Raw genomic sequence first — 20,185 nt, 5'->3', positions numbered from 1 at the left:
GCACCATGGGACCGGGCGGGGCGGGGGCGCGGCTCCATGCTCCCGGACCGGCGAGGCGTACCGTGAAGAGGAAGTGAACCGCTGTGGCCATCTCCCTGTCCGTAGTGCTGTTGCTGGCGATCATCCTGGTGGTCATGATCCGGGGGAAGAGCATCAAGGTGGGTCCGGCGATAGTGGCGGCCCTCTTCGGTTTCTTCCTCGCCTCCACCAACATGGCGCCGTCGGTCAACCGATTCCTGACCTCACTTGCCGACACCATCAACCAGATAAAGCTCTGACGCGGGCAGCGCCTGCGGGGCCGCCTCCAGAATCCGCCGCAACGCGGCGGTGGCGGTGCCCGTGCCGGACCGTCCGTCCTGCTCCGAGGGCAGGCGGGGGAGGTCCGAGGACGGCGACGTGAGCGAGAGCAGCGTCGCCAGCACCGCGATACGTGTCTGGCCGGGACGCAGAGTGCCCGCCAGCAGCCCGCCCGCCGCCACCAGGTCGACCGCCCCGCCGCCGGTGTAGAGCGGCGCCACCGCGCCCGCCGCGACCCGCGTGCTGACCGCGACCAGGACGCCGTCCGCCGTCGCCTTCCGTACCGCCTCCGCGACCTGCGGATTCGCGTTCCCCGCGCCCGTGCCGACCACGACGACGCCGCGCGCGCCCGCGCCCAGCGCCGCCTCGAAGAGCACGGTGTCGCCGTCGCTGTGGTGCATCAGGACGTCCACCCGCGGCGGTACGGCGCCGGGCGCGGGCAGCGGCAGCGGCTCGGGGCGCGGACGGCGGCGGCCCCACGTCACCCGGCCGAACTCGACGCGCCCCAGCGGCAGTCCGTCCGGCGCGCCGAAGGCGTGCGCGTCCACGGTGTGCTGCTTGACGGTGCCGCGGGCGGCCCAGACCTGGCCCGCGAAGACGATCACCGCGCCGATGTCGCGGCCGGTGGCCGCGGTCAGCAGCGCGTCGTACAGATTGCCCGCCGCGTCGCCGTCCTCCGCGTCCAGCGGCTTCTGCGCGCCGGTGAAGACCACCGGGCGGCGGTCGCCGTGGAAGAGGTCGAGGAAGAAGGCGGACTCCTCCAGGGTGTCGGTGCCGTGGGTGACCACCACGCCGTCCACCGCCGGATCGGCCAGCACCTCGTGCACGGCGTGCAGCAGCCGCAGCTGGTGGTCGGTGGTCAGGCGCGAGCTGTTGACGGTGAACAGGTCCACCACCCGGACCTCGACGCCCTCGGGCACCGCGCCGGCGGCGAGCACTTCCTGCCCTGCCGCCTCCGCCGCGTACCCGTCGCCCTGCCATCGGCTGGCTATGGTGCCCCCGGTGCTGATGACCACGACGTGTCGCACGATGCCTTCGCCTCCGTCTGATTGTGCGCGTCCGGTGCGTTCGCGCGGGGCTCTCCGGACGCCGCCGGATGTCCCCACTCCTCGGGGTGACACTTACCCACTCTGCACCCGGTGCAATGATATGCGCGTAGACCTGACATTTGATTGCTCGTACCGACCGGTATTCGGCCACCGAGTGGTAGGTATTGCCACCATGGACGCCATCGACAGACGAATCTTGCGCGAGCTCCAGGCCGACGGCCGGCTGAGCAACCAGGAACTGGCCCAGCGGGTCGGCCTCACGCCCTCCCCGTGCCTGCGCCGGGTGCGGCAACTGGAGGACGACGGAGTGATCGAGACCTACCGCGCGGTCGTCGCCCCGGCCGCCGTCGGCCGCGGCTTCGAGGTCTTCGCCTCCGTCGAGGTACGCCGCGACCGCGCCTCCGTCGCCGCCTTCGAGGCCGAGGTCCAGTCCACCCCCGACGTCGTCGAGGCCTACCGCCTCTACGGCGCCCCCGGCTGCCTCCTGCGCATCGCCGTCGCCGACTCCGACGCCTACGAGCGCTTCTGGACCGACCAGCTCATCGACCTGCCGGGCGTCAGCGACGTCAACTCCCAGATGATCATGAAGCGCATCAAGTCCCCCCAGGGCATCCCGGTCGACTAGAAGGCCGCGACCCGGGCCGACCCGAGCCGACCCGGGCCGACCCAGCGCCGGTCGCGGCGCCGGTCACGGCCCGGGGAAACAGAAAGCCCCCGGACGCCGGTCGAGTGATACCGACCGGGCCGGAGGCCGTGGAGCGGGCGACGGGAATCGAACCCGCGTAGCTAGTTTGGAAGACTAGGGCTCTACCATTGAGCTACGCCCGCGGGAGTGTGATGCGCCAGTGATTGTGGCACATCGGATAGTAGCCGGTCGAACCGGTGAACCGGCGGGGGAATACCGGCTGCCCACGCGTACGGGGGCATGTACTCTACGTGTCGCACCAGCGGGGTGTGGCGCAGCTTGGTAGCGCGTCCGCTTTGGGAGCGGAAGGCCGTCGGTTCGAATCCGGCCACCCCGACCAGCGGTTCCGCGATCCCGAGGGGATTCTGGGGGCCGGGGCACGAAGGCCCGGACCGTGCGCATTGTGGTACCGGTAGGATGGGCCGCTGGCGACCGAGCGCGCGGCATGCCGTGTACTGCTTGCCGGACGAGATCACCGGACGATCCGGCGAGATCACCGGATGATCCGGCCGCCCCCATCAACGTAAAGCCCCCAAGGAGACCCAACCGTGAAGAGCGCCGTCGAGACTCTGAACCCGACTCGGGTTCGACTCACTGTCGAGGTGCCCTTCGAGGAGCTCAAGCCCAGCCTCGACGCGGCGTACAAGAAGATCAACCAGCAGGTCACGGTGCCGGGCTTCCGCAAGGGCAAGATCCCTGCGCGCGTCATCGACCAGCGGTTCGGCCGTGGCGCGGTCCTCGAAGAGGCCATCAACGACGCGCTGCCGAAGTTCTACACGGAGGCGGTCAACGAGGGTGAGCTGAACGTACTCGGCCAGCCCGACGTCGACATCACCGAGTTCAACGACGGTGACGAGCTGAAGTTCACCGCCGAGGTGGACATCCGCCCCGCGATCGAGATCCCGGACTACTCCGGCATCGAGGTCGTCGTGGACGCCGTCGAGGTCACCGACGAGGACGTCGACACCTCGCTGGAGCAGCTCCGTGACCGCTTCGCCTCGACCACCACGGTCGAGCGCGCGGCGGCCGAGGGCGACGTCGTGATCGTCGACCTCGAAGCCTCCGTCGACGGCGAGGTGCTGGAGGACGGCGTCGCCAAGGGCGTCAGCTACACCATCGGCTCCGGCCAGCTCCTCGACGGCATCGACGAGGCCGTCATCGGCCTGGAGGCCGGTGGCTCCGCCACCTTCACCTCCGAGTTGAAGGGCGGCTCCGCCGCCGGCAGCGCCGCCGAGGTCAAGGTCGACGTCTCCGACGTACAGGCCCGCGAACTGCCCGCCTTGGACGACGACTTCGCCCAGCTCGCGAGCGAGTTCGACACCCTTGAGGAGCTGCGCGCGGACAGCCGCAAGCGCCTGGAGCGGATGAAGCAGTACGACCAGGCGACCGCCGCCCAGGAGAAGGTCCTCGACGCGCTCATCGAGCTGTCCGAGGTGCCGATCCCGGAGAAGCTGCTCAAGGACGAGATCGAGACCAGGACCCACAACCTGGAGCACCATCAGTTCCCGCAGATGGGTCTGGACTGGGACACGTACCTGGAGCGCGAGGGCAAGACGCGCGAGGAGTACGACGCGGAGCTCGAGGCCCAGGCGGTCAAGGGCATCAAGACGCAGTTCCTGCTGGACGAGCTGGTCAACAAGGAGAAGCTCTCCGTCAACCAGGAGGAGCTGACCGAGCACCTCATGCGCCGTGCGGCGACCTCCGGGATGTCTCCCGACCAGTTCGCCCAGGCCGTCGTGGAAGGCGGCCAGGTGCCGATGCTCGTCGGCGAGGTCGCCCGCGGCAAGGCGCTCGCGGTCGTCGTGGAGTCCGTCAAGGTCACGGACACCAACGGTGAGGTCGTGGACCTCGAGGACGAAGAGGACGAGGACGGCGAGACGGTTGAGGCCGCCGAGGCCGCCGAGGCCGCCGACGAGAAGCCGGAGCCTGTCGAGCAGGCCTGAGCCCCGTCAGGGGCGCGGGGAACCGCGCGATCAGCCACGACGACGGCTGCACGTCACCACCGGCCCCGGAGGGGGCAGTCACGGTTGTTCTCGGACCACCGGCCGGTGGGGACGTGTCGCGACGGTTCCCCGCGCCCCTCGAAGCACCCGCCTCCGCGAGGTGAACGCGCAGGCACGTCCGGGCCGGGCCACCAACCCCCTGTGCCGGCGCGGCGTCTTGGTCTCCGCTGGCAGCGAACAGTTCCGCGTAGGGGATTGCTGGGCCCCACCTGCGCGTTAGGGTCCGTAAGTAGGAGGGCGGGGGCTCGGCACCAGAAGGGGTCGGCCCCGGCCCGGACGAAGACCCTGTGACGGCTTCACGGCCGTCCGACAACGAGCAGGTGGATACGTGACGACTCCGATGCCTTCCGCCGCCGGCGAGCCGACTCTCGGTGGCCTCGGCGACCAGGTCTACAACCGACTGCTCGGCGAGCGAATCATCTTCCTCGGCCAGGCGGTCGACGATGACATCGCCAACAAGATCACCGCCCAGCTCCTTCTCCTGGCAGCCGAGCCGGACAAGGACATCTTCCTCTACATCAACAGCCCCGGCGGCTCCGTGACCGCCGGTATGGCGATCTACGACACGATGCAGTTCATCAAGAACGACGTCGTGACGATCGCCATGGGCATGGCCGCCTCGATGGGCCAGTTCCTGCTGACCGCGGGCACCCCCGGCAAGCGCTTCGCCCTGCCGAACACCCGCATCCTGATGCACCAGCCCTCCGCGGGTCTCGGCGGCTCCGCCACCGACATCAAGATCCAGGCCGAGCAGTTGCTGCACACCAAGCGCCGCATGGCCGAGCTGATCGCCCAGCACTCCGGGCAGAGCTTCGACCAGATCACCAAGGACTCCGACCGCGACCGCTGGTTCTCCGCCGAGGAGGCCAAGGAGTACGGCCTGCTGGACGGCGTCATGCTGTCCGCCACGGAGGTCCCGGGCGGTGGCGGCACCGGCGCCTGATCCGTTCAGGAACCCCAGCCGACAGCACCCAGCTTCCGCATCATCACCAGGACGGTGGACGTGAACAGCATGAACTTCCCCGGCAGCGGCCTGTACGAGCGCACCGAGGCCGAGCGGCCCGGTGTGTTCGGTGCCGAGGCCCGCTACATCATTCCGCGCTTCGTCGAGCGCACCTCGCAGGGCGTGCGCGAGTACGACCCGTACGCGAAGCTCTTCGAGGAGCGCGTGATCTTCCTCGGCGTGCAGATCGACGACGCGTCGGCCAACGACGTCATGGCGCAGCTCCTGTGCCTGGAGTCCATGGACCCCGACCGGGACATCTCGGTCTACATCAACAGCCCCGGCGGCTCCTTCACCGCGCTGACGGCGATCTACGACACGATGCAGTTCGTGAAGCCGGACATCCAGACGGTCTGCATGGGCCAGGCGGCGTCCGCCGCCGCGGTCCTGCTGGCCGCCGGCAGCCCCGGCAAGCGGATGGCGCTGCCGAACGCGCGGGTGCTGATCCACCAGCCGTACAGCGAGACCGGCCGCGGGCAGGTCTCCGACCTGGAGATCGCCGCCAACGAGATCATCCGGATGCGGCAGCAGCTCGAAGAGATGCTGGCCAAGCACTCCACGACGCCGATCGAGCAGATCCGCGACGACATCGAGCGGGACAAGATCCTTACCGCCGAGGAGTCGCTGGCCTACGGGCTGGTCGACCAGATCGTCTCGACCCGCAAGACCTCTGTGACGGTCTGAACACAGTCGGACAACGGACCGGTCGCGCGGGTGGCCCTCCTTGGACTCCACTGAGTGAGTACGTCCAAGGGGGGCCCACACGGGGGTCGCGGCAAGGTACCGTCGATGAGAGAAGCACCAGGCTCCGTTGATCTCGGCGGATCCCAGGCGAAGGGGAAACACCTCGTGGCACGCATCGGTGACGGCGGCGACCTGCTGAAGTGCTCATTCTGCGGAAAGAGCCAGAAGCAGGTGAAGAAGCTCATCGCAGGCCCTGGTGTGTACATCTGCGACGAGTGCATCGATCTCTGCAACGAGATCATCGAGGAGGAGCTGGCCGAGTCCTCCGAGGTGCGCTGGGAGGACCTGCCCAAGCCGCGGGAGATCTACGAGTTCCTCGAGGGCTACGTGGTCGGGCAGACGCCCGCGAAGAAGGCTTTGTCGGTCGCGGTGTACAACCACTACAAGCGGGTCCAGGCGGGTGAGAACGCCGGCCGCGGGCACGACGACGCGATCGAGCTGGCGAAGTCCAACATCCTGCTGCTCGGCCCGACGGGCTCCGGCAAGACGCTGCTGGCCCAGACGCTGGCCCGCATGCTCAACGTGCCGTTCGCCATCGCGGACGCGACCGCCCTCACCGAGGCCGGTTACGTGGGCGAGGACGTCGAGAACATCCTGCTGAAGCTGATCCAGGCGGCGGACTACGACGTCAAGAAGGCCGAGACCGGGATCATCTACATCGACGAGATCGACAAGGTCGCCCGCAAGAGCGAGAATCCGTCGATCACCCGCGATGTGTCCGGCGAGGGCGTGCAGCAGGCGTTGCTGAAGATCCTGGAGGGGACGACGGCCTCGGTGCCGCCGCAGGGCGGGCGCAAGCACCCGCACCAGGAGTTCATCCAGATCGACACCACGAACGTGCTGTTCATCGTGGGCGGTGCCTTCTCCGGTCTGGAGAAGATCATCGAGTCCCGCGCGGGCGCCAAGGGCATCGGCTTCGGTGCGACCATCCGCTCCAAGCGCGAGCTGGACATGGCCGACCAGTTCTCCGAGATCATGCCGGAGGACCTGGTCAAGTTCGGCATGATCCCCGAGTTCATCGGACGGCTGCCCGTCATCACCAGCGTGCACAACCTCGACCGCGAGGCGCTCCTCCAGATTCTGGTCGAGCCGCGCAACGCGCTGGTGAAGCAGTACCAAAAACTCTTCGAACTCGACGGTGTGGAGCTGGAGTTCGAGCACGGCGCGCTGGAGTCCATCGCGGACCAGGCGATCCTGCGGCAGACCGGCGCCCGCGGTCTGCGGGCCATCATGGAGGAAGTCCTCCAGTCGGTGATGTACGAGGTGCCGTCCCGCAAGGACGTGGCCCGGGTCGTCATCACGGCCGATGTCGTGCACTCCAACGTCAACCCGACGCTGGTGCCGCGTGAGCCGCGCATCGTCGGCAAGGGCGAGCAGAAGAGCGCGTAGCGCCACAGTACGAGCACACGCGAAGGGGGCGCCCGGTGGATCCGGGCGCCCCCTTCCGTCTGCGCGGAACGGCTCCGCGGAACGGCTGACCGCGGAACGCTCACGCCGAACGCGTCGGCGTACGGCGTCAGTTGAGCGGGACGCGCACGTCCTTGCGGACCTTCGCGGTGAGCGCCGCCGCCTCGTCGATCGGCATGCCGCTGCCGACACCGGTGGTGGCCGTCGCCAGGTCGACCGGCAGGGTGTAGCCGACGGTGCTGTAGTCGGCCCACAGGCAGATCGGTGTGGTGAACGACTTGCTGCCCTCGGTGTACTTGGTGTTCTGGCACGACATGACGGCGTCGTCCATGCCCGCGGGCTGCACCTTCTGCGGGCTGCCGACTAGTTCGGTCTTGCCGCCGCCGGATTCCTTGTCGTCGGCGGCCTGCTTCTTCAGGTCGGCGAACATGCCGTCGACCACTTTCTGCGGGTCCGCGACCTTGCCGTAGACACCGCTGAACTCCAGCAGCTTGCCGGTGAGTTGGGACCCGCTGGTGTAGCCCGAGCTGACCTGCTGGGGGTCGGTGACGCCGAGCGTCTTGAGCAGCGTGACGTCCTTGGCGTCGAAGCCGTCGCCGGTGTCCGCGTCCTTCGACTTCTTGTACGTCTCCGCGACGGTCTCGGGCGTGATGAGCTTGTACTGCTTGCCGTCGTTCTTGACGGTGCTCTTGCCGCCGCCGCCCTTGCCGCCGTTGGCGCTGTTGTCGCCGTCACTGCCCTTGGTGAGGAAGAAGACCCCGGCGCCGATCGCGACCAGCGCCACCACGGCGCCGATGATGATCCCGGTGCGCTTCCCGCCGCCACCGCCCTGCGGCGGGACGGGCGGCTGGCCGCCGTAGCCGTAGCCCGGCTGCTGCTGCGGCTGCCCGTACGGCGCCTGCTGCGGCGGGCCCTGCTGGGGGTAGCCGTAACCGGGCTGCCCCTGGGGCTGGCCGTACGGCTGCTGCGGCGGCTGGCCGTAACCACCTTGCTGCGGCTGCTGCCCGTATCCGCCCTGCGGCTGCTGCGGCTGCTGCTGCGGCTGCCTGTATCCGCCCTGCTGGGGCTGGTGCCCGTACGGGTTCGGCGGCGGCTGGTTGTCACTCATGTCAGGTGGTCCCCTCGTTTACGACCGTCGGACCATCCTCGCCGATCCTTTATCGGGTTCTTACAGCGGGGGCGATACGGATTCGTAACGGGATGGTCCGCCACCGTAGAATCGTGCCGTGACCGACAACTCTCAGGAGAGCCCCGACCGCGGGCCGCACAGCACCCCCGAACTGCCGACGACCTACACGCCGGCCGAGGTAGAGGGGGCGCTGTACGAGCGCTGGGTAGAACGCGGCTACTTCGAGGCGGACGCGAAGAGCGACAAGCCCGCGTACACCATCGTCATCCCGCCGCCGAACGTCACGGGCACGCTCCACCTGGGTCACGCCTTCCAGCACACGCTGATGGACGCCCTCACCCGCCGCAAGCGGATGCAGGGTTACGAGTCGCTGTGGCTGCCCGGCATGGACCACGCGGGCATCGCCACCCAGAACAAGGTCGAGCAGCAGCTCGCCGACGAGGGCAAGTCCCGGCACGACATCGGCCGCGAGGCGTTCGTCGACCGCGTCTGGCAGTGGAAAGAGGAGTACGGCGGCCGGATCCTCGGCCAGATGCGCCGCCTCGGCGACGGCGTGGACTGGTCCCGCGAGCGCTTCACCATGGACGAGGGCCTGTCCAAGGCCGTCCAGACCATCTTCAAGAAGCTGTACGACGACGAGCTGATCTACCGCGCCGAGCGGATCATCAACTGGTGTCCGCGCTGTATGACGGCGATCTCGGACATCGAGGTCGACTACCAGGACGACGACGGCGAGTTGGTCTCGCTGAAGTACGGCGAGGGCGACGAGACGGTCGTCGTGGCGACCACCCGCGTCGAGACGATGCTCGGCGACACCGCCGTCGCCGTCCACCCGGACGACGAGCGGTACCGGCACCTGGTCGGCAAGCGGATCAAGCTGCCGCTCACCGACCGGACGATCCCGGTCGTCGCCGACACGCACGTCGACCCGGAGTTCGGCACCGGCGCCGTCAAGGTGACGCCCGCGCACGACCCGAACGACTTCGCGATCGGCCAGCGGCACGGCCTGGAGTCGCTGACCGTCATGGACGAGCGCGCGGTCATCACCGCGCCCGGCCCCTTCCAGGGTCTGGACCGCTTCGAGGCGCGGTCCGCGATCGTCGAGGCGCTGCGCGAACAGGGCCGGATCGTCGCGGAGAAGCGTCCTTACGTCCACTCCGTCGGCCACTGCTCGCGCTGCAAGACCACCATCGAGCCGCGGCTGTCCCTCCAGTGGTGGGTCAGGGTCGAGCCGCTGGCGAAGGCGTCCGGCGACGCGGTCCGCGACGGCCGGGTCAGGATCCACCCGCCGGAGCTGAACAAGCGGTACTTCGACTGGGTCGACAACATGCACGACTGGTGCATCTCGCGCCAGTTGTGGTGGGGCCACCGCATCCCCGTCTGGTACGGGCCGAACGGCCAGCAGATCTGCGTCGGACCGGACGACGAGGTGCCGTCCGGCGAGGGCTGGACGCAGGACTCCGACGTCCTGGACACGTGGTTCTCGTCCGCCCTGTGGCCGTTCTCCACGCTGGGCTGGCCCGAACAGACGCCGGATCTGGAGAAGTTCTATCCGACCGACGTCCTGCTCACCGGGCACGACATCATCTTCTTCTGGGTCGCCCGGATGATGATGTTCGGCCTGTACGCGATGGACGGCACCCCGCCGTTCCACACCATCGCGCTGACTGGCCTGGTCCGCGACGAGTTCGGCAAGAAGATGTCCAAGTCCAACCCCAACTCGGTGGACCCGCTGGACTGGATGGACAAGTACGGCTCGGACGCCGTCCGCTTCACCCTGGCCCGCGGCGCCAACCCCGGCGCGGACGTGCCGATCGGCGAGGACTGGGTCCAGGCGTCCCGCAACTTCGCCAACAAGATCTGGAACGCCACGCGCTTCGCGCTGATGAACGGCGCCACGGTCCAGGGCCCGCTGCCCGCGCCCGAGGAGCTGTCGGCCACCGACCGGTGGATCCTGTCCCGGCTGAACACGGTCGTCGCCGAGGTCAACGGCCTGTACGACGACTACCAGTTCGCGAAGCTCAGCGACAGCCTCTACCACTTCGCGTGGGACGAGGTCTTCGACTGGTACGTGGAGCTGTCCAAGACCGTCTTCTTCGCGGGCGGCGACGGCGCCCGGGTCTCCGGGCGGGTCCTGGGCGAGGTCCTGGACGTGATGCTGCGGCTGCTGCACCCGATCGTCCCCTTCGTCACCGAGACGCTGTGGACGACGCTGACCGGCGGCGAGTCGCTGGTCGTCGCGGACTGGCCGAGCGACAGCGGCTTCCGGGACGCGGCGGCCGAGGCGGAGATCGCCGAGGTCCAGCGGGTGGTCACCGAGGTCCGCCGCTTCCGCTCCGACCAGGGGCTCCAGCCCGGCCAGAAGGTCCCGGCGCTGCTGACCCTGGACGGGACGCTGCTCGCGCCGCACGAGGACGCCATCCGCCAGGTGCTCCGGCTCCAGCCCGCGGGCGAGGACTTCCACGCCACCGCGACGCTGCCGGTCGCGGGCGCCACGGTCGCGCTCGACCTGTCCGGCACGATCGACGTTCCGGCCGAGCGCAAGCGGCTCACCAAGGATCTCGGCCTGGCCGAGAAGGAGAAGGCCGACGCCGAGAAGAAGCTGGGCAACGAGGCGTTCCTCGGCAAGGCGCCCGAGCCGGTGGTGGCCAAGATCCGTACGCGGCTGGCGACCGCCGAGGCCGACATCGCCCGGATCACCGCGCAGATCGCGGCCCTCCCGTCGGCCTGACCGCACCGAGGGCCGCCCGCCCCGAAGGGCCACCGTGTGCCACGGGCCCGGACCGCGCACCCGCGGTCCGGGCCCGTGGCCGTTTCCGCTCGCGGGCTCCGTAGACTGGGCGCTGTGAGCGAGCACCCGCACAACGGCGACGGCCCCGAAGACGACGCGTACGAAATCCAGGACACCGCCTACGACGTGGACGACGACGTCGAGGACGCGGCCGGGGCGGCCGACGGTACCCTCCGCGAGGCCGACCTGGCCGTCATCGAGGCGGGCAGCCGGACGCTGCGGGCCGGTGTGAGCCCGGTCGCGGCCGAGGACGACGTACCGGCGCGGCCCGCGGACCCCGCCGTCGACCGGGAGCTGCGCACGGTCGAGGAGGAACTGCTCGGCCGCTGGCCCGAGACGAAGCTGGAGCCCTCGCTCGACCGGATCACGGCGCTGATGGACGTCCTCGGCGACCCGCAGCGCGCCTACCCGGCGATCCACATCACCGGCACCAACGGCAAGACCAGCACCGCCCGGATGATCGAGCGGCTGCTGCTCTCCTTCGACCTGCGCACCGGCCGCTACACCAGCCCGCACGTGCAGTCTGTCACCGAGCGGATCAGCCTGGACGGCGCGCCGATCTCCGCCGAGCGGTTCATCGAGACCTACCGCGACATCCAGCCCTTCGTCGGCATGGTGGACGACGCGCAGCCGCACCGGCTGTCGTTCTTCGAGGTGCTCACCGGGATGGCGTACGCGGCCTTCGCGGACGCGCCGGTCGACGTCGCGGTGGTCGAGGTCGGCATGGGCGGCGGCTGGGACGCCACCAACGTGGTGGACGGCCAGGTCGCCGTGGTCACCCCGATCGCGCTCGACCACACCGACCGGCTGGGCTCCACGCCCGGCGAGATCGCGGTGGAGAAGAGCGGCATCATCAAGAAGAACGCCACCGCCGTCCTGGCCCAGCAGCCCGCCGACGCGGCGCAGACGCTGCTCAAGCGGGCCGTGGAGGCGGACGCGACGGTCGCCCGCGAGGGCATGGAGTTCGGCGTCGTGCACCGCGAGGTCGCCGTCGGCGGGCAACTGCTGACGCTGCGCGGCCTGGGCGGCGAGTACGAACAGGTCTTCCTGCCGCTGCACGGCGAGCACCAGGCGCACAACGCGGCGGTCGCGCTGGCCGCCGTCGAGGCGTTCTTCGGCATCGGCAGCACCCAGTCGCGCACCCTCGACATGGACACCGTGCGGGCCGCGTTCGCCTCGGTCACCTCGCCCGGCCGCCTGGAGGTGGTGCGCCGCAGCCCCACCGTGGTGCTGGACGCGGCGCACAATCCGGCGGGCGCCGCCGCCGCGGCGGCGGCGGTCGGTGAGGCGTTCGGCTTCACGCACCTGGTCGGTGTGGTCGGGCCGAGCGGCGACAAGGACGTACGCGGGCTGCTGGAGGCGTTCGAGCCGGTCTTCTCCGAGGTCGTCGTCACCCGTAACTCGACGCACCGCGCGATGGACGTGGACGAATTGGCGGCGCTGGCCGTCGAGGTGTTCGGGGACGACCGGGTGCAGGTCGAGCCGCGGCTGGACGACGCGCTGGAGGCGGCGATCACGCTCGCCGAGGACGAGGGCGAGTTCTCCGGGGCCGGAGTGCTGGTCACCGGTTCCGTCATCACCGTCGGAGAGGCCCGGCTGCTGCTGGGCCGCAAGTGAAGGGGGCGGGACGATGCGGACGCTGTGCGCGAGCACGCTGATCGGCGAGTTCTTCGTCATCGGCTTCGCCGGTCTGGTCGCGATGAAGCATCCCGACCTGTCGATGGGCACCGTCTGGACGGTGTGCGGGATCGCCATGGCGCTGTGCGTGCTGCTGTGCGGGATGCTCACCCGGCCGGGCGCGCTGACCGTCGGCTGGGTGCTCCAGGCCGCGCTGGTGGTCAGCGGGTACTGGGTCGGCACGATGTTCTTCCTCGGCGTGATCTTCGCCGGTCTGTGGTGGGCGGCGATCCACTACGGGCGCAAGGTGGACGTCCTGAAGGCCCGGCACGCGGCGCAGGCCGAGGCGCGGGCACAAGACCGTGCGCGGGCCCAGGAAGCGTGACCCCAGCCGCACCGTCCGTCCCGTCCGTCCCGGCCCGGTGTCCGCCGGGCACCGCCCGCCCTTGTAGGCTCGTCATACTTCGCACCCCGCCGGCCGGAGCCCATACGGCCGCGCCCCCCGCGGCCGCACCCCGCCGGCCGCACGCCGCACCCGTACAGAGAACCCGTAGACCGCACACAGCAGGAGCCGTCCCGTGTCGCAGCGCACCCTTGTCCTTCTCAAGCCGGACACCGTCCGCCGCGGCCTGATCGGCGAGGTCGTCGGCCGCATCGAACGCAAGGCGGGCTGGACCGTCGCCGCGCTCGAACTGCGCACCCTGGACCGCGGCACGCTGGAGCAGCACTACGCCGAGCACGTCGGCCGCCCCTTCTACGAGCCGCTGATGGACTTCATGGCGTCGGGCCCCGCGGTCGCGATGGTCGTCGAGGGCGAGCGGGTCATCGAGGGCGTCCGCGCGCTGGCCGGTCCGACCGACCCGATCGCCGCCGCGCCGGGCTCCATTCGGGGGGACTTCGGGACGATTGTCCGGGAGAATCTGATCCACGCCTCGGACTCCGAGGAGTCCGCCGAGCGCGAGATCAAGATCTTCTTCCCCGGTCTGGCCTAATCCCGGGACCTGGCTGTTCGGGTACGGAGTACCGTTGCTGACGCCCCGTCGGACCAGGCGCCCGGGGGAATCCCGCCGCCCCGGGCATATGCCGTCGGCGATCGGGAACCAAACACCCCGACACGGCGTCACCATTACAGAGGTCCGCTGTGTGTTCTGATGACAATGACGTCGGAACCCCGACCCCGTGCCCCGCCGGGCGCGACTACGATGGAATCTCCGCTCAAGCTCGGGAAGGCCAGACGTATCCACATGGCGAACAACATGTCGTTCATCGGCCGTGACATGGCAGTCGACCTCGGGACGGCCAACACGCTGGTGTACGTCAGGGGCCGCGGGATCGTCCTGAACGAGCCGTCGGTCGTGGCCGTCAACACCAACACCGGCGGCATCCTCGCGGTCGGTTCCGAGGCCAAGAAGATGATCGGCCGCACCCCCGGCAACATCGTCGCGGTGCGCCCCCTGAAGGACGGCGTCATCGCCGACTTCGAGATCACCGAGCGCATGCTGCGCTACTTCATCCTCAAGATCCACAAGCGGCGGTACCTGGCCCGCCCGCGGGTGGTCGTCTGCGTGCCCTCCGGCATCACCGGAGTCGAGCGACGCGCCGTCATCGAGGCGACCACGCAGGCCGGCGCCCGTACCGTGCACATCATCGAGGAGCCGATGGCGGCGGCGATCGGCGCCGGGCTCCCGGTGCACGAGGCCACCGGCAACATGGTGGTGGACATCGGCGGCGGCACCACCGAGGTCGCGGTGATCAGCCTCGGCGGCATCGTCACCGCCCAGTCCATCCGCGTCGCGGGTGACGAGCTGGACAACGCGATCATCCAGCACATCAAGAAGGAGTACAGCCTCCTGCTCGGTGAGCGGACCGCGGAGCAGATCAAGCTCACCATCGGCTCCGCCTTCGCCTCCAAGGACGACGACGAGCACACCGAGATCCGCGGCCGTGACCTGGTCAGCGGCCTGCCCAAGACCGTGGTGATCTCCGCGGCCGAGGTGCGCAAGGCCATCGAGGAGCCGGTCAACGCGATCGTCGACGCGGTGAAGACCACCCTGGACAAGTGCCCGCCCGAGCTGTCCGGCGACATCATGGACCGCGGGATCGTGCTGGCCGGCGGCGGCGCGCTGCTGCGCGGCCTGGACGAGCGGCTGCGGCACGAGACGGGAATGCCCATTCACATCGCCGAGTCGCCGCTGGACTGCGTGGCGCTGGGCGCGGGCAAGTGCGTCGAGGAATTCGAGGCACTCCAGCAGGTGCTCGACTCCTCGCCACGCAGATGAGGCACGGGCAGCACACGGGCTCACCGGTCGCCCGCAGCGACGGCGGGAACCCGCCCCACAAGCTCTGACCGGCCGCGGTGCACAGCGGCGGCAGGTCCGATGAGGAAGGCACGGACTGGCGCCCGTGAGGGACACACGAGAGAGCCGGCTTCTGCTGGTGCTGCTGGTGGTGATCGCGTTCGCGCTGATCACCGTGGACATCAGGGGCGGTGAGGACTCACCGCTCGACCGGCCACGGCAGGCGGCGCAGTCCGTCTTCGGCCCCGTCGAGAACTCCGTGTCAGGCGTTGTCGACCCGGTGGGCAACGCCATAGACGCGGTCCGCGACTCCGGCGGACGCAACAGCACCATCAGCCGCCTGCAACGCGAGAACGAGGCGCTCAAGCAGCAGCTCGGCAGCAAGGACGTCACCCGTAACCGGGCGGCGGAGCTGGACAAGCTGCTGAAGACCGCGGGCGCCGGGCAGTACGCCATCAAGGGCGCGCAGGTCATCGCGATAGGAGCCGCGCAGGGATTCTCCTGGACGGTCACCATCGACGCGGGCAGCAAGGACGGCGTCACCCGCGACATGACGGTCATCGACGGTGACGGCCTGGTCGGCCGGGTCACCACCGTCGGCCCCTCCACCTCCACGGTGCTGCTCGCCAACGACCCGGACTTCACCGTGGGCACCCGCATGGAGGGCTCCATGGAGCTGGGCTTCGCCACCGGCCAGGGCAACCAGCCGATGCGCGTGCAGCTCCTCAACGGCAAGGCCACGGTGCACAACGGCGACCGGCTGGTCACCTTCGGCTCCGAGGCGGGCAAGCCGTTCGTGCCGGGCGTGCCGGTCGGCAAGGTCGTCGGCGTCGACCCCTCGGGCGGCAACCTCACCAAGACCGTCCAGGTGCAGCCGTTCGTCGGCTTCACCCGGCTGGACATCGTCGGTGTCGTCGTCCAGGGCCCGCGTGCCGACCCGCGCGACAGCGTGCTGCCGCCGAAGCCGACCCCGTCGCCCAAGCCGAAGCCCACATCCACGCCCAAGCCCGGCTCGACCCCGACCGGCGGCACCACCCCCGGCACCACGGCCGGCACCACGGAAAATACGACAAGCAACGGCAAGAGGGGCTGAGACACCGTGCGCCTCAACCGGATCGTGCTCTCCACCGTCCTCGTGGTGATCGCCATGGTCGCCCAGGTCAGCGTGCTGGCCCGGCTGCACCTGCCCGGCGCGGTCCCCGACCTGCTGCTGCTGACCGTGCTCGGCCTGGCCATCGCCTACGGCCACGTCGGCGGCTGCCTGGTCGGCTTCGGCGCGGGACTGCTCGCCGACCTCGCGCCACCGGCCGACCACGCGGTCGGCCGCTACGCGCTCGTGCTGTGCGTCATCGGCTACCTGGCGGGACTCGCCAAGCCCGAGAGCGGCCAACTGCGCACGGCCGCCGGACCCATGCTCGTCGTGATCGGCGCGGCCGTCGGCACCACGCTGCTGTACGCGGGCGTCGGCAGCCTCGTCGGCGACACCGCGGGCGCCCATGTGGGCCTGCCCAAGCTGGTGTTCACCGCGACCGTCTACGACCTGCTGCTCGCGCCCTTCGTGGTGCCGCTCGTGATGGCCCTGGCCAGACGCTTCGACCACGATCCGCTCACCGAGGACCCGACCGGCGGCTTCGGCGGCAGCGCGCTGCGCACCCGGCCCACCCGTACCAGGACCGGTTCCGGGATCAGCCCGCAGCGCGGCCTGTTCGGCCGGGCCAAGACGATGGCCTCGATGCCCAGGGGGGCCAGAAGGTGAGCAACATCCCGGAGACCGGGCGCACCTCCCGGGTCACGATCCGCCTGGTGATCCTCCAGATCCTCGTGGTGTCCCTGCTGCTCACCCTCGGCGGACGCCTGTGGTACCTCCAGATCCGCAACGGCCAGGAGTACGACCAGAAGGCCGCGAACAACCACATCCAGCAGGTCGTCACCCCGGCCGTCCGCGGCTCGATCCTCGACGACCGCGGTGTGCCGCTCGCCGACAACCAGACGCGCCTGGTGGTCTCCGCCTCCCGTACCGACCTGCTCAAGCAGCGCGACGACGGCCTGGCCGTACTGACCCGGCTCGCCGGTGTCCTCGGGCTGACCCCCAAGGAAGTCACCGACAAGGTGCGGCTGTGCGACGCGAAGACGCCCAAGCCGTGCTGGAACGGGTCGCCGTACCAGCCGATCCCGATCACCGACGAGGCCACCACCCAGCAGGCGCTCCAGATCATGGAGCGGCGCGAGGACTTTCCCGGCGTCACCGCCGAGCCCACCGCCGTACGCCGCTACCCCAGTCCTTCCAAGGCGAACACCGCGCAGGTCCTCGGCTATCTGTCGCCGGTCACCGACGCGGAGCTGACCGCCTCGGAGAAGACCGAGGCGCCGCTCCAGCGCTCCGACCAGATCGGCCGCTCCGGCCTGGAGAGCGTCTACGATGCGCAGTTGCGCGGCAAGGCGGGCGTGACCCGCTACGAGGTCGACAACCTCGGCCGGGTGATCGGCAAGGCGGGCGACACCCCGGCGCAGCCCGGCGCGAACCTGGTGACCAGCATCGACTCCAAGGTCCAGGCGCTCACCGAGAAGGAACTCGCGCAGGCCATGGCCGACGCGCGCAAGACGTACGACAGCATCACCCACCAGAACTACAAGGCCGACTCCGGCGCGGCCGTCGTCCTGGACAACAACACCGGCCAGGTCATCGCCATGGCCAGCGCCCCCACCTACGACCCCAACGAGTGGGTCGGCGGGATCTCCGCCAAGGACTACAAGGCGCTCAACGAGACCGAGTCCAACTACCCGCTGCTCAACCGCGCCACGCAGGGCCAGTCGGCGCCCGGCTCCACCTTCAAGGTGGTGTCCACCTCGGCGGCCGTCAACGCCGGTTACGACATCAACGGCGGCTACCCCTGCACCTCGTCGATGACCATCGGCAACCAGGTCTTCAAGAACTTCGAGAACGAGAGCTTCGGCGACATCTCGCTCGGCCGCGCCCTGGAGGTCTCCTGCGACACCGTGTTCTACGGCATCGCGTACGACCAGTGGCAGAAGGACGGCGGCACCGACCCCAAGCACCCCAAGGACTGGTTCTACAAGACCGCCCACCAGTTCGGCCTCGGCGCCAAGACCGGCATCGACCTGCCGGGCGAGGTCACCGGCCGCGTCCCCGACCGTCAGTGGAAGCAGAGCTACTACGACGCGATGAAGGACTACTGGTGCAAGCTCAAGAAGACCAGTAAGAAGAACGACCTGGCCACCGCCATCGCGCGGGAGAACTGCACCGACGGTTACGTGCTGCGCGCCGGTGACTCCGTCAACTACGCGATCGGCCAGGGCGACACGCTCGTCACGCCGATCCAGATGGCCCGGATCTACGCGGCGCTCGCCAACGGCGGCACGCTGTACCAGCCGACCATAGGGAAGGCCGTGGTCAGCGCGGACGGCAAGACCGTCACGCCGATCAAGCCGAAGGTGGCGGGCAAGCTGCCCGACTCCAAGTCGACGCTGAAGTACATCAACAAGGCCACCGCGGGCGTCGTCACGGACGGTACGGCCAACTGGAAGTTCGCCGGCTGGCCGCAGGACAAGATCACGCTGCACGCCAAGACCGGTACCGCCGAGGTCTCCGGCAAGCAGACGACCTCGTGGCTGACCACGTACACCAAGGACTACACGATCGTGATGACGATCTCGCAGGCCGGTACCGGCTCCGGCGCCTCGGGCACCGCGGTCCGCCGGATCTACGAGGCGATGTACGGCATCGAGAAGGACGGCCCGAAGATCGACGCGAGCAAGGGCATCATGCCCAAGCCGGTCGCCGCGCTGCCGAAGATCTCCGGTGACGGCGTCGTCGTGCCCGCCTCCGACACCACCTTGACGCCGTCGCAGCACGGCACGCCGGGCGACCCGGGCCCGGTGCTCGCGGCCCTCACCCCGACCCGCACCGAGAAGCTGCTGCAGGGCAGGAAATCCTGGTCATGAGTGCCACCAACAGCTACTCGATCCGCCGCTTCACCCCCGAGCGGTCCACGCTGGGCAAGCTCTTCGCCCGCGACTCGATAGCGCGCCGGATGGACTGGGTGCTGCTCTTCGCGTCCCTCGCGCTGACCGCCATCGGCACGATGCTGGTGTACTCCGCGACCCGCAACCGCACCAATCTCACCCACGGCGACCAGTACTACTTCCTGATGCGGCACCTGATGAACGCCGGGATCGGCGCGGGTCTCGCGATCGGTGTCGTCGTCATAGGGCACCGCAGGATGCGCGGCATCGTGCCGTTCTACTACGTGCTGGCGATCCTCGGCATCCTCGCGGTGCTCAGCCCGCTCGGCTCGACCGTCAACGGCGCGCACTCGTGGATCGTGATCGGCGGCGGCTTCTCGCTCCAGCCGTCGGAATTCGTGAAGGTCGCGATCATCCTCGGCATGGCGATGGTGCTGTCCGCGCGGGTGGACGCGGGCGACCGCGAGCATCCGGACCACCGGACCGTGCTCCAGTCGCTGGGCCTGGCCGCGCTGCCGATCCTGATCATCATGATGATGCCGGACCTCGGCTCGGTGATGGTGATGGCGGCGATCGTGCTCGGGGTGCTGCTCTCCTCCGGCGCGTCCAACCGCTGGGTGTTCGGCCTGATCGCCGCCGGGATCGGCGGCGCCCTCGCCGTCTGGCAGCTCGGCATCCTGGACAAGTACCAGATCGACCGCTTCGCGGCCTTCGCCAACCCCGCCCTGGACCCGGCGGGCGTCGGCTACAACACCAGCCAGGCGCGGATCGCCATCGGCTCCGGCGGCCTGCTCGGCAAGGGCCTGTTCCACGGCAGCCAGACCACCGGGCAGTTCGTGCCCGAGCAGCAGACGGACTTCGTCTTCTCGGTCGCGGGCGAGGAACTGGGCTTCCTCGGCGCCGCCCTGATCATCGCGCTGATCGGCCTCATCCTGTGGCGGGCCTGCGCCATCGCCCGCAATGCCACCGACCTGTACGGCACGATCGTCGCCGCCGGAATCGTCGCCTGGTTCGCCTTCCAGTCCTTCGAGAACATCGGCATGACGCTGGGCATCATGCCGGTCGCGGGTATCCCCTTGCCCTTTGTGTCGTACGGCGGATCATCGATGTTCGCCAACTGTGTGGCCATAGGTCTGTTGCAGTCCGTACGGATGCAGCGGCCGATGTCGGCGTGACGCG

The 20,185-nt window shown here is 69.5% G+C and carries 17 protein-coding genes and 2 tRNA genes; 16 read left to right on the top strand and 3 right to left on the bottom strand.

Annotated elements, in window-relative coordinates; all coding sequences use genetic code 11:
- The first annotated feature begins 83 nt into the window (after window positions 1-83).
- Window positions 84-278, top strand: a complete 195-nt coding sequence (locus ACFZAM_RS19805) for a hypothetical protein (RefSeq protein ID WP_093715861.1) — start codon at window positions 84-86, stop codon at window positions 276-278.
- Here ACFZAM_RS19805 and ACFZAM_RS19800 read toward each other — a convergent pair.
- Window positions 243-1,325: an asparaginase gene (locus ACFZAM_RS19800; RefSeq protein WP_355349521.1), complete on the bottom strand. Its 1,083-nt coding sequence runs from the start codon at window positions 1,323-1,325 to the stop codon at window positions 243-245. The two genes, ACFZAM_RS19805 and ACFZAM_RS19800, sit on opposite strands and share 36 nt — an antisense overlap.
- Window positions 1,326-1,518: 193 nt before the next feature.
- On the opposite strand from ACFZAM_RS19800, the gene ACFZAM_RS19795 reads away from it, so the two are divergent.
- Window positions 1,519-1,971 (top strand): Lrp/AsnC family transcriptional regulator, encoded by a 453-nt coding sequence (locus ACFZAM_RS19795; RefSeq protein ID WP_355349524.1) that lies wholly within the window; start codon window positions 1,519-1,521, stop codon window positions 1,969-1,971.
- A 129-nt stretch (window positions 1,972-2,100) separates the two neighbouring features.
- On the opposite strand, the gene ACFZAM_RS19790 is transcribed toward ACFZAM_RS19795, so the two are convergent.
- A tRNA-Gly gene (locus tag ACFZAM_RS19790) sits at window positions 2,101-2,174 on the bottom strand.
- A gap of 120 nt (window positions 2,175-2,294) precedes the next feature.
- Here ACFZAM_RS19790 and ACFZAM_RS19785 point away from each other — a divergent pair.
- The 5 genes from ACFZAM_RS19785 to clpX all read left to right on the top strand — a co-directional run bounded on the left by ACFZAM_RS19785 (window position 2,295) and on the right by clpX (window position 7,170).
- Window positions 2,295-2,371: transfer RNA gene (locus ACFZAM_RS19785), tRNA-Pro, on the top strand.
- A 208-nt stretch (window positions 2,372-2,579) separates the two neighbouring features.
- A complete protein-coding gene (gene tig / locus ACFZAM_RS19780; protein WP_391047618.1) occupies window positions 2,580-3,974 on the top strand; it encodes a trigger factor in 1,395 nt (464 codons plus the stop codon).
- A gap of 400 nt (window positions 3,975-4,374) precedes the next feature.
- Window positions 4,375-4,977 (top strand): ATP-dependent Clp protease proteolytic subunit, encoded by a 603-nt coding sequence (locus ACFZAM_RS19775; RefSeq protein WP_355349570.1) that lies wholly within the window; start codon window positions 4,375-4,377, stop codon window positions 4,975-4,977.
- A 69-nt stretch (window positions 4,978-5,046) separates the two neighbouring features.
- The gene (locus ACFZAM_RS19770) at window positions 5,047-5,721 is read left to right on the top strand and encodes an ATP-dependent Clp protease proteolytic subunit (protein WP_223187111.1); all 675 of its coding nucleotides are present in this window, start codon (window positions 5,047-5,049) and stop codon (window positions 5,719-5,721) included.
- A gap of 165 nt (window positions 5,722-5,886) precedes the next feature.
- Window positions 5,887-7,170: an ATP-dependent Clp protease ATP-binding subunit ClpX gene (clpX, locus tag ACFZAM_RS19765; protein WP_188282316.1), complete on the top strand. Its 1,284-nt coding sequence runs from the start codon at window positions 5,887-5,889 to the stop codon at window positions 7,168-7,170.
- A gap of 127 nt (window positions 7,171-7,297) precedes the next feature.
- Here clpX and ACFZAM_RS19760 read toward each other — a convergent pair whose 3' ends face one another.
- A complete protein-coding gene (locus tag ACFZAM_RS19760; RefSeq protein ID WP_391047615.1) occupies window positions 7,298-8,296 on the bottom strand; it encodes a hypothetical protein in 999 nt (332 codons plus the stop codon).
- Window positions 8,297-8,414: 118 nt separating this feature from the next.
- On the opposite strand from ACFZAM_RS19760, the gene ACFZAM_RS19755 reads away from it, so the two are divergent.
- The 9 genes from ACFZAM_RS19755 (at window position 8,415) to rodA (ending at window position 20,181) form a co-directional block, all read left to right on the top strand.
- Window positions 8,415-11,048, top strand: coding sequence for a valine--tRNA ligase (locus ACFZAM_RS19755; RefSeq protein WP_391047614.1), 2,634 nt, complete (start codon window positions 8,415-8,417; stop codon window positions 11,046-11,048).
- A 114-nt stretch (window positions 11,049-11,162) separates the two neighbouring features.
- Entirely contained in the window at window positions 11,163-12,725 is a 1,563-nt protein-coding gene (locus tag ACFZAM_RS19750; protein WP_391047612.1) for a glutamate ligase domain-containing protein, read from the top strand.
- Between the two features lie 13 nt (window positions 12,726-12,738).
- Window positions 12,739-13,110: a DUF4233 domain-containing protein gene (locus ACFZAM_RS19745; RefSeq protein ID WP_355349537.1), complete on the top strand. Its 372-nt coding sequence runs from the start codon at window positions 12,739-12,741 to the stop codon at window positions 13,108-13,110.
- A 193-nt stretch (window positions 13,111-13,303) separates the two neighbouring features.
- Window positions 13,304-13,717: a nucleoside-diphosphate kinase gene (ndk, locus tag ACFZAM_RS19740; protein WP_188282321.1), complete on the top strand. Its 414-nt coding sequence runs from the start codon at window positions 13,304-13,306 to the stop codon at window positions 13,715-13,717.
- Window positions 13,718-13,981: 264 nt separating this feature from the next.
- Window positions 13,982-15,004, top strand: a complete 1,023-nt coding sequence (locus ACFZAM_RS19735) for a rod shape-determining protein (RefSeq protein WP_355349577.1) — start codon at window positions 13,982-13,984, stop codon at window positions 15,002-15,004.
- Window positions 15,005-15,128: 124 nt separating this feature from the next.
- Window positions 15,129-16,115: a rod shape-determining protein MreC gene (gene mreC, locus ACFZAM_RS19730; RefSeq protein ID WP_355349540.1), complete on the top strand. Its 987-nt coding sequence runs from the start codon at window positions 15,129-15,131 to the stop codon at window positions 16,113-16,115.
- A gap of 6 nt (window positions 16,116-16,121) precedes the next feature.
- A complete protein-coding gene (gene mreD, locus ACFZAM_RS19725) occupies window positions 16,122-16,778 on the top strand; it encodes a rod shape-determining protein MreD (RefSeq protein ID WP_391047608.1) in 657 nt (218 codons plus the stop codon).
- On the top strand, window positions 16,775-18,985 hold the full coding sequence (gene mrdA / locus ACFZAM_RS19720; protein WP_355349546.1) for a penicillin-binding protein 2: 2,211 nt from the start codon (window positions 16,775-16,777) through the stop codon (window positions 18,983-18,985). The genes mreD and mrdA overlap by 4 nt, the downstream gene beginning before the upstream one ends.
- Entirely contained in the window at window positions 18,982-20,181 is a 1,200-nt protein-coding gene (gene rodA / locus ACFZAM_RS19715; RefSeq protein WP_355349549.1) for a rod shape-determining protein RodA, read from the top strand. The genes mrdA and rodA overlap by 4 nt, the downstream gene beginning before the upstream one ends.
- Window positions 20,182-20,185 lie beyond the last annotated feature (4 nt).

It is taken from the genome of Streptomyces sp. NPDC008079 (assembly GCF_042957385.1).
Lineage (GTDB): Bacteria > Actinomycetota > Actinomycetes > Streptomycetales > Streptomycetaceae > Actinacidiphila.
The sequence above is the reverse complement of the archived record's forward strand: the minus strand, read 5'-3'. Positions and strand labels throughout refer to the sequence as shown.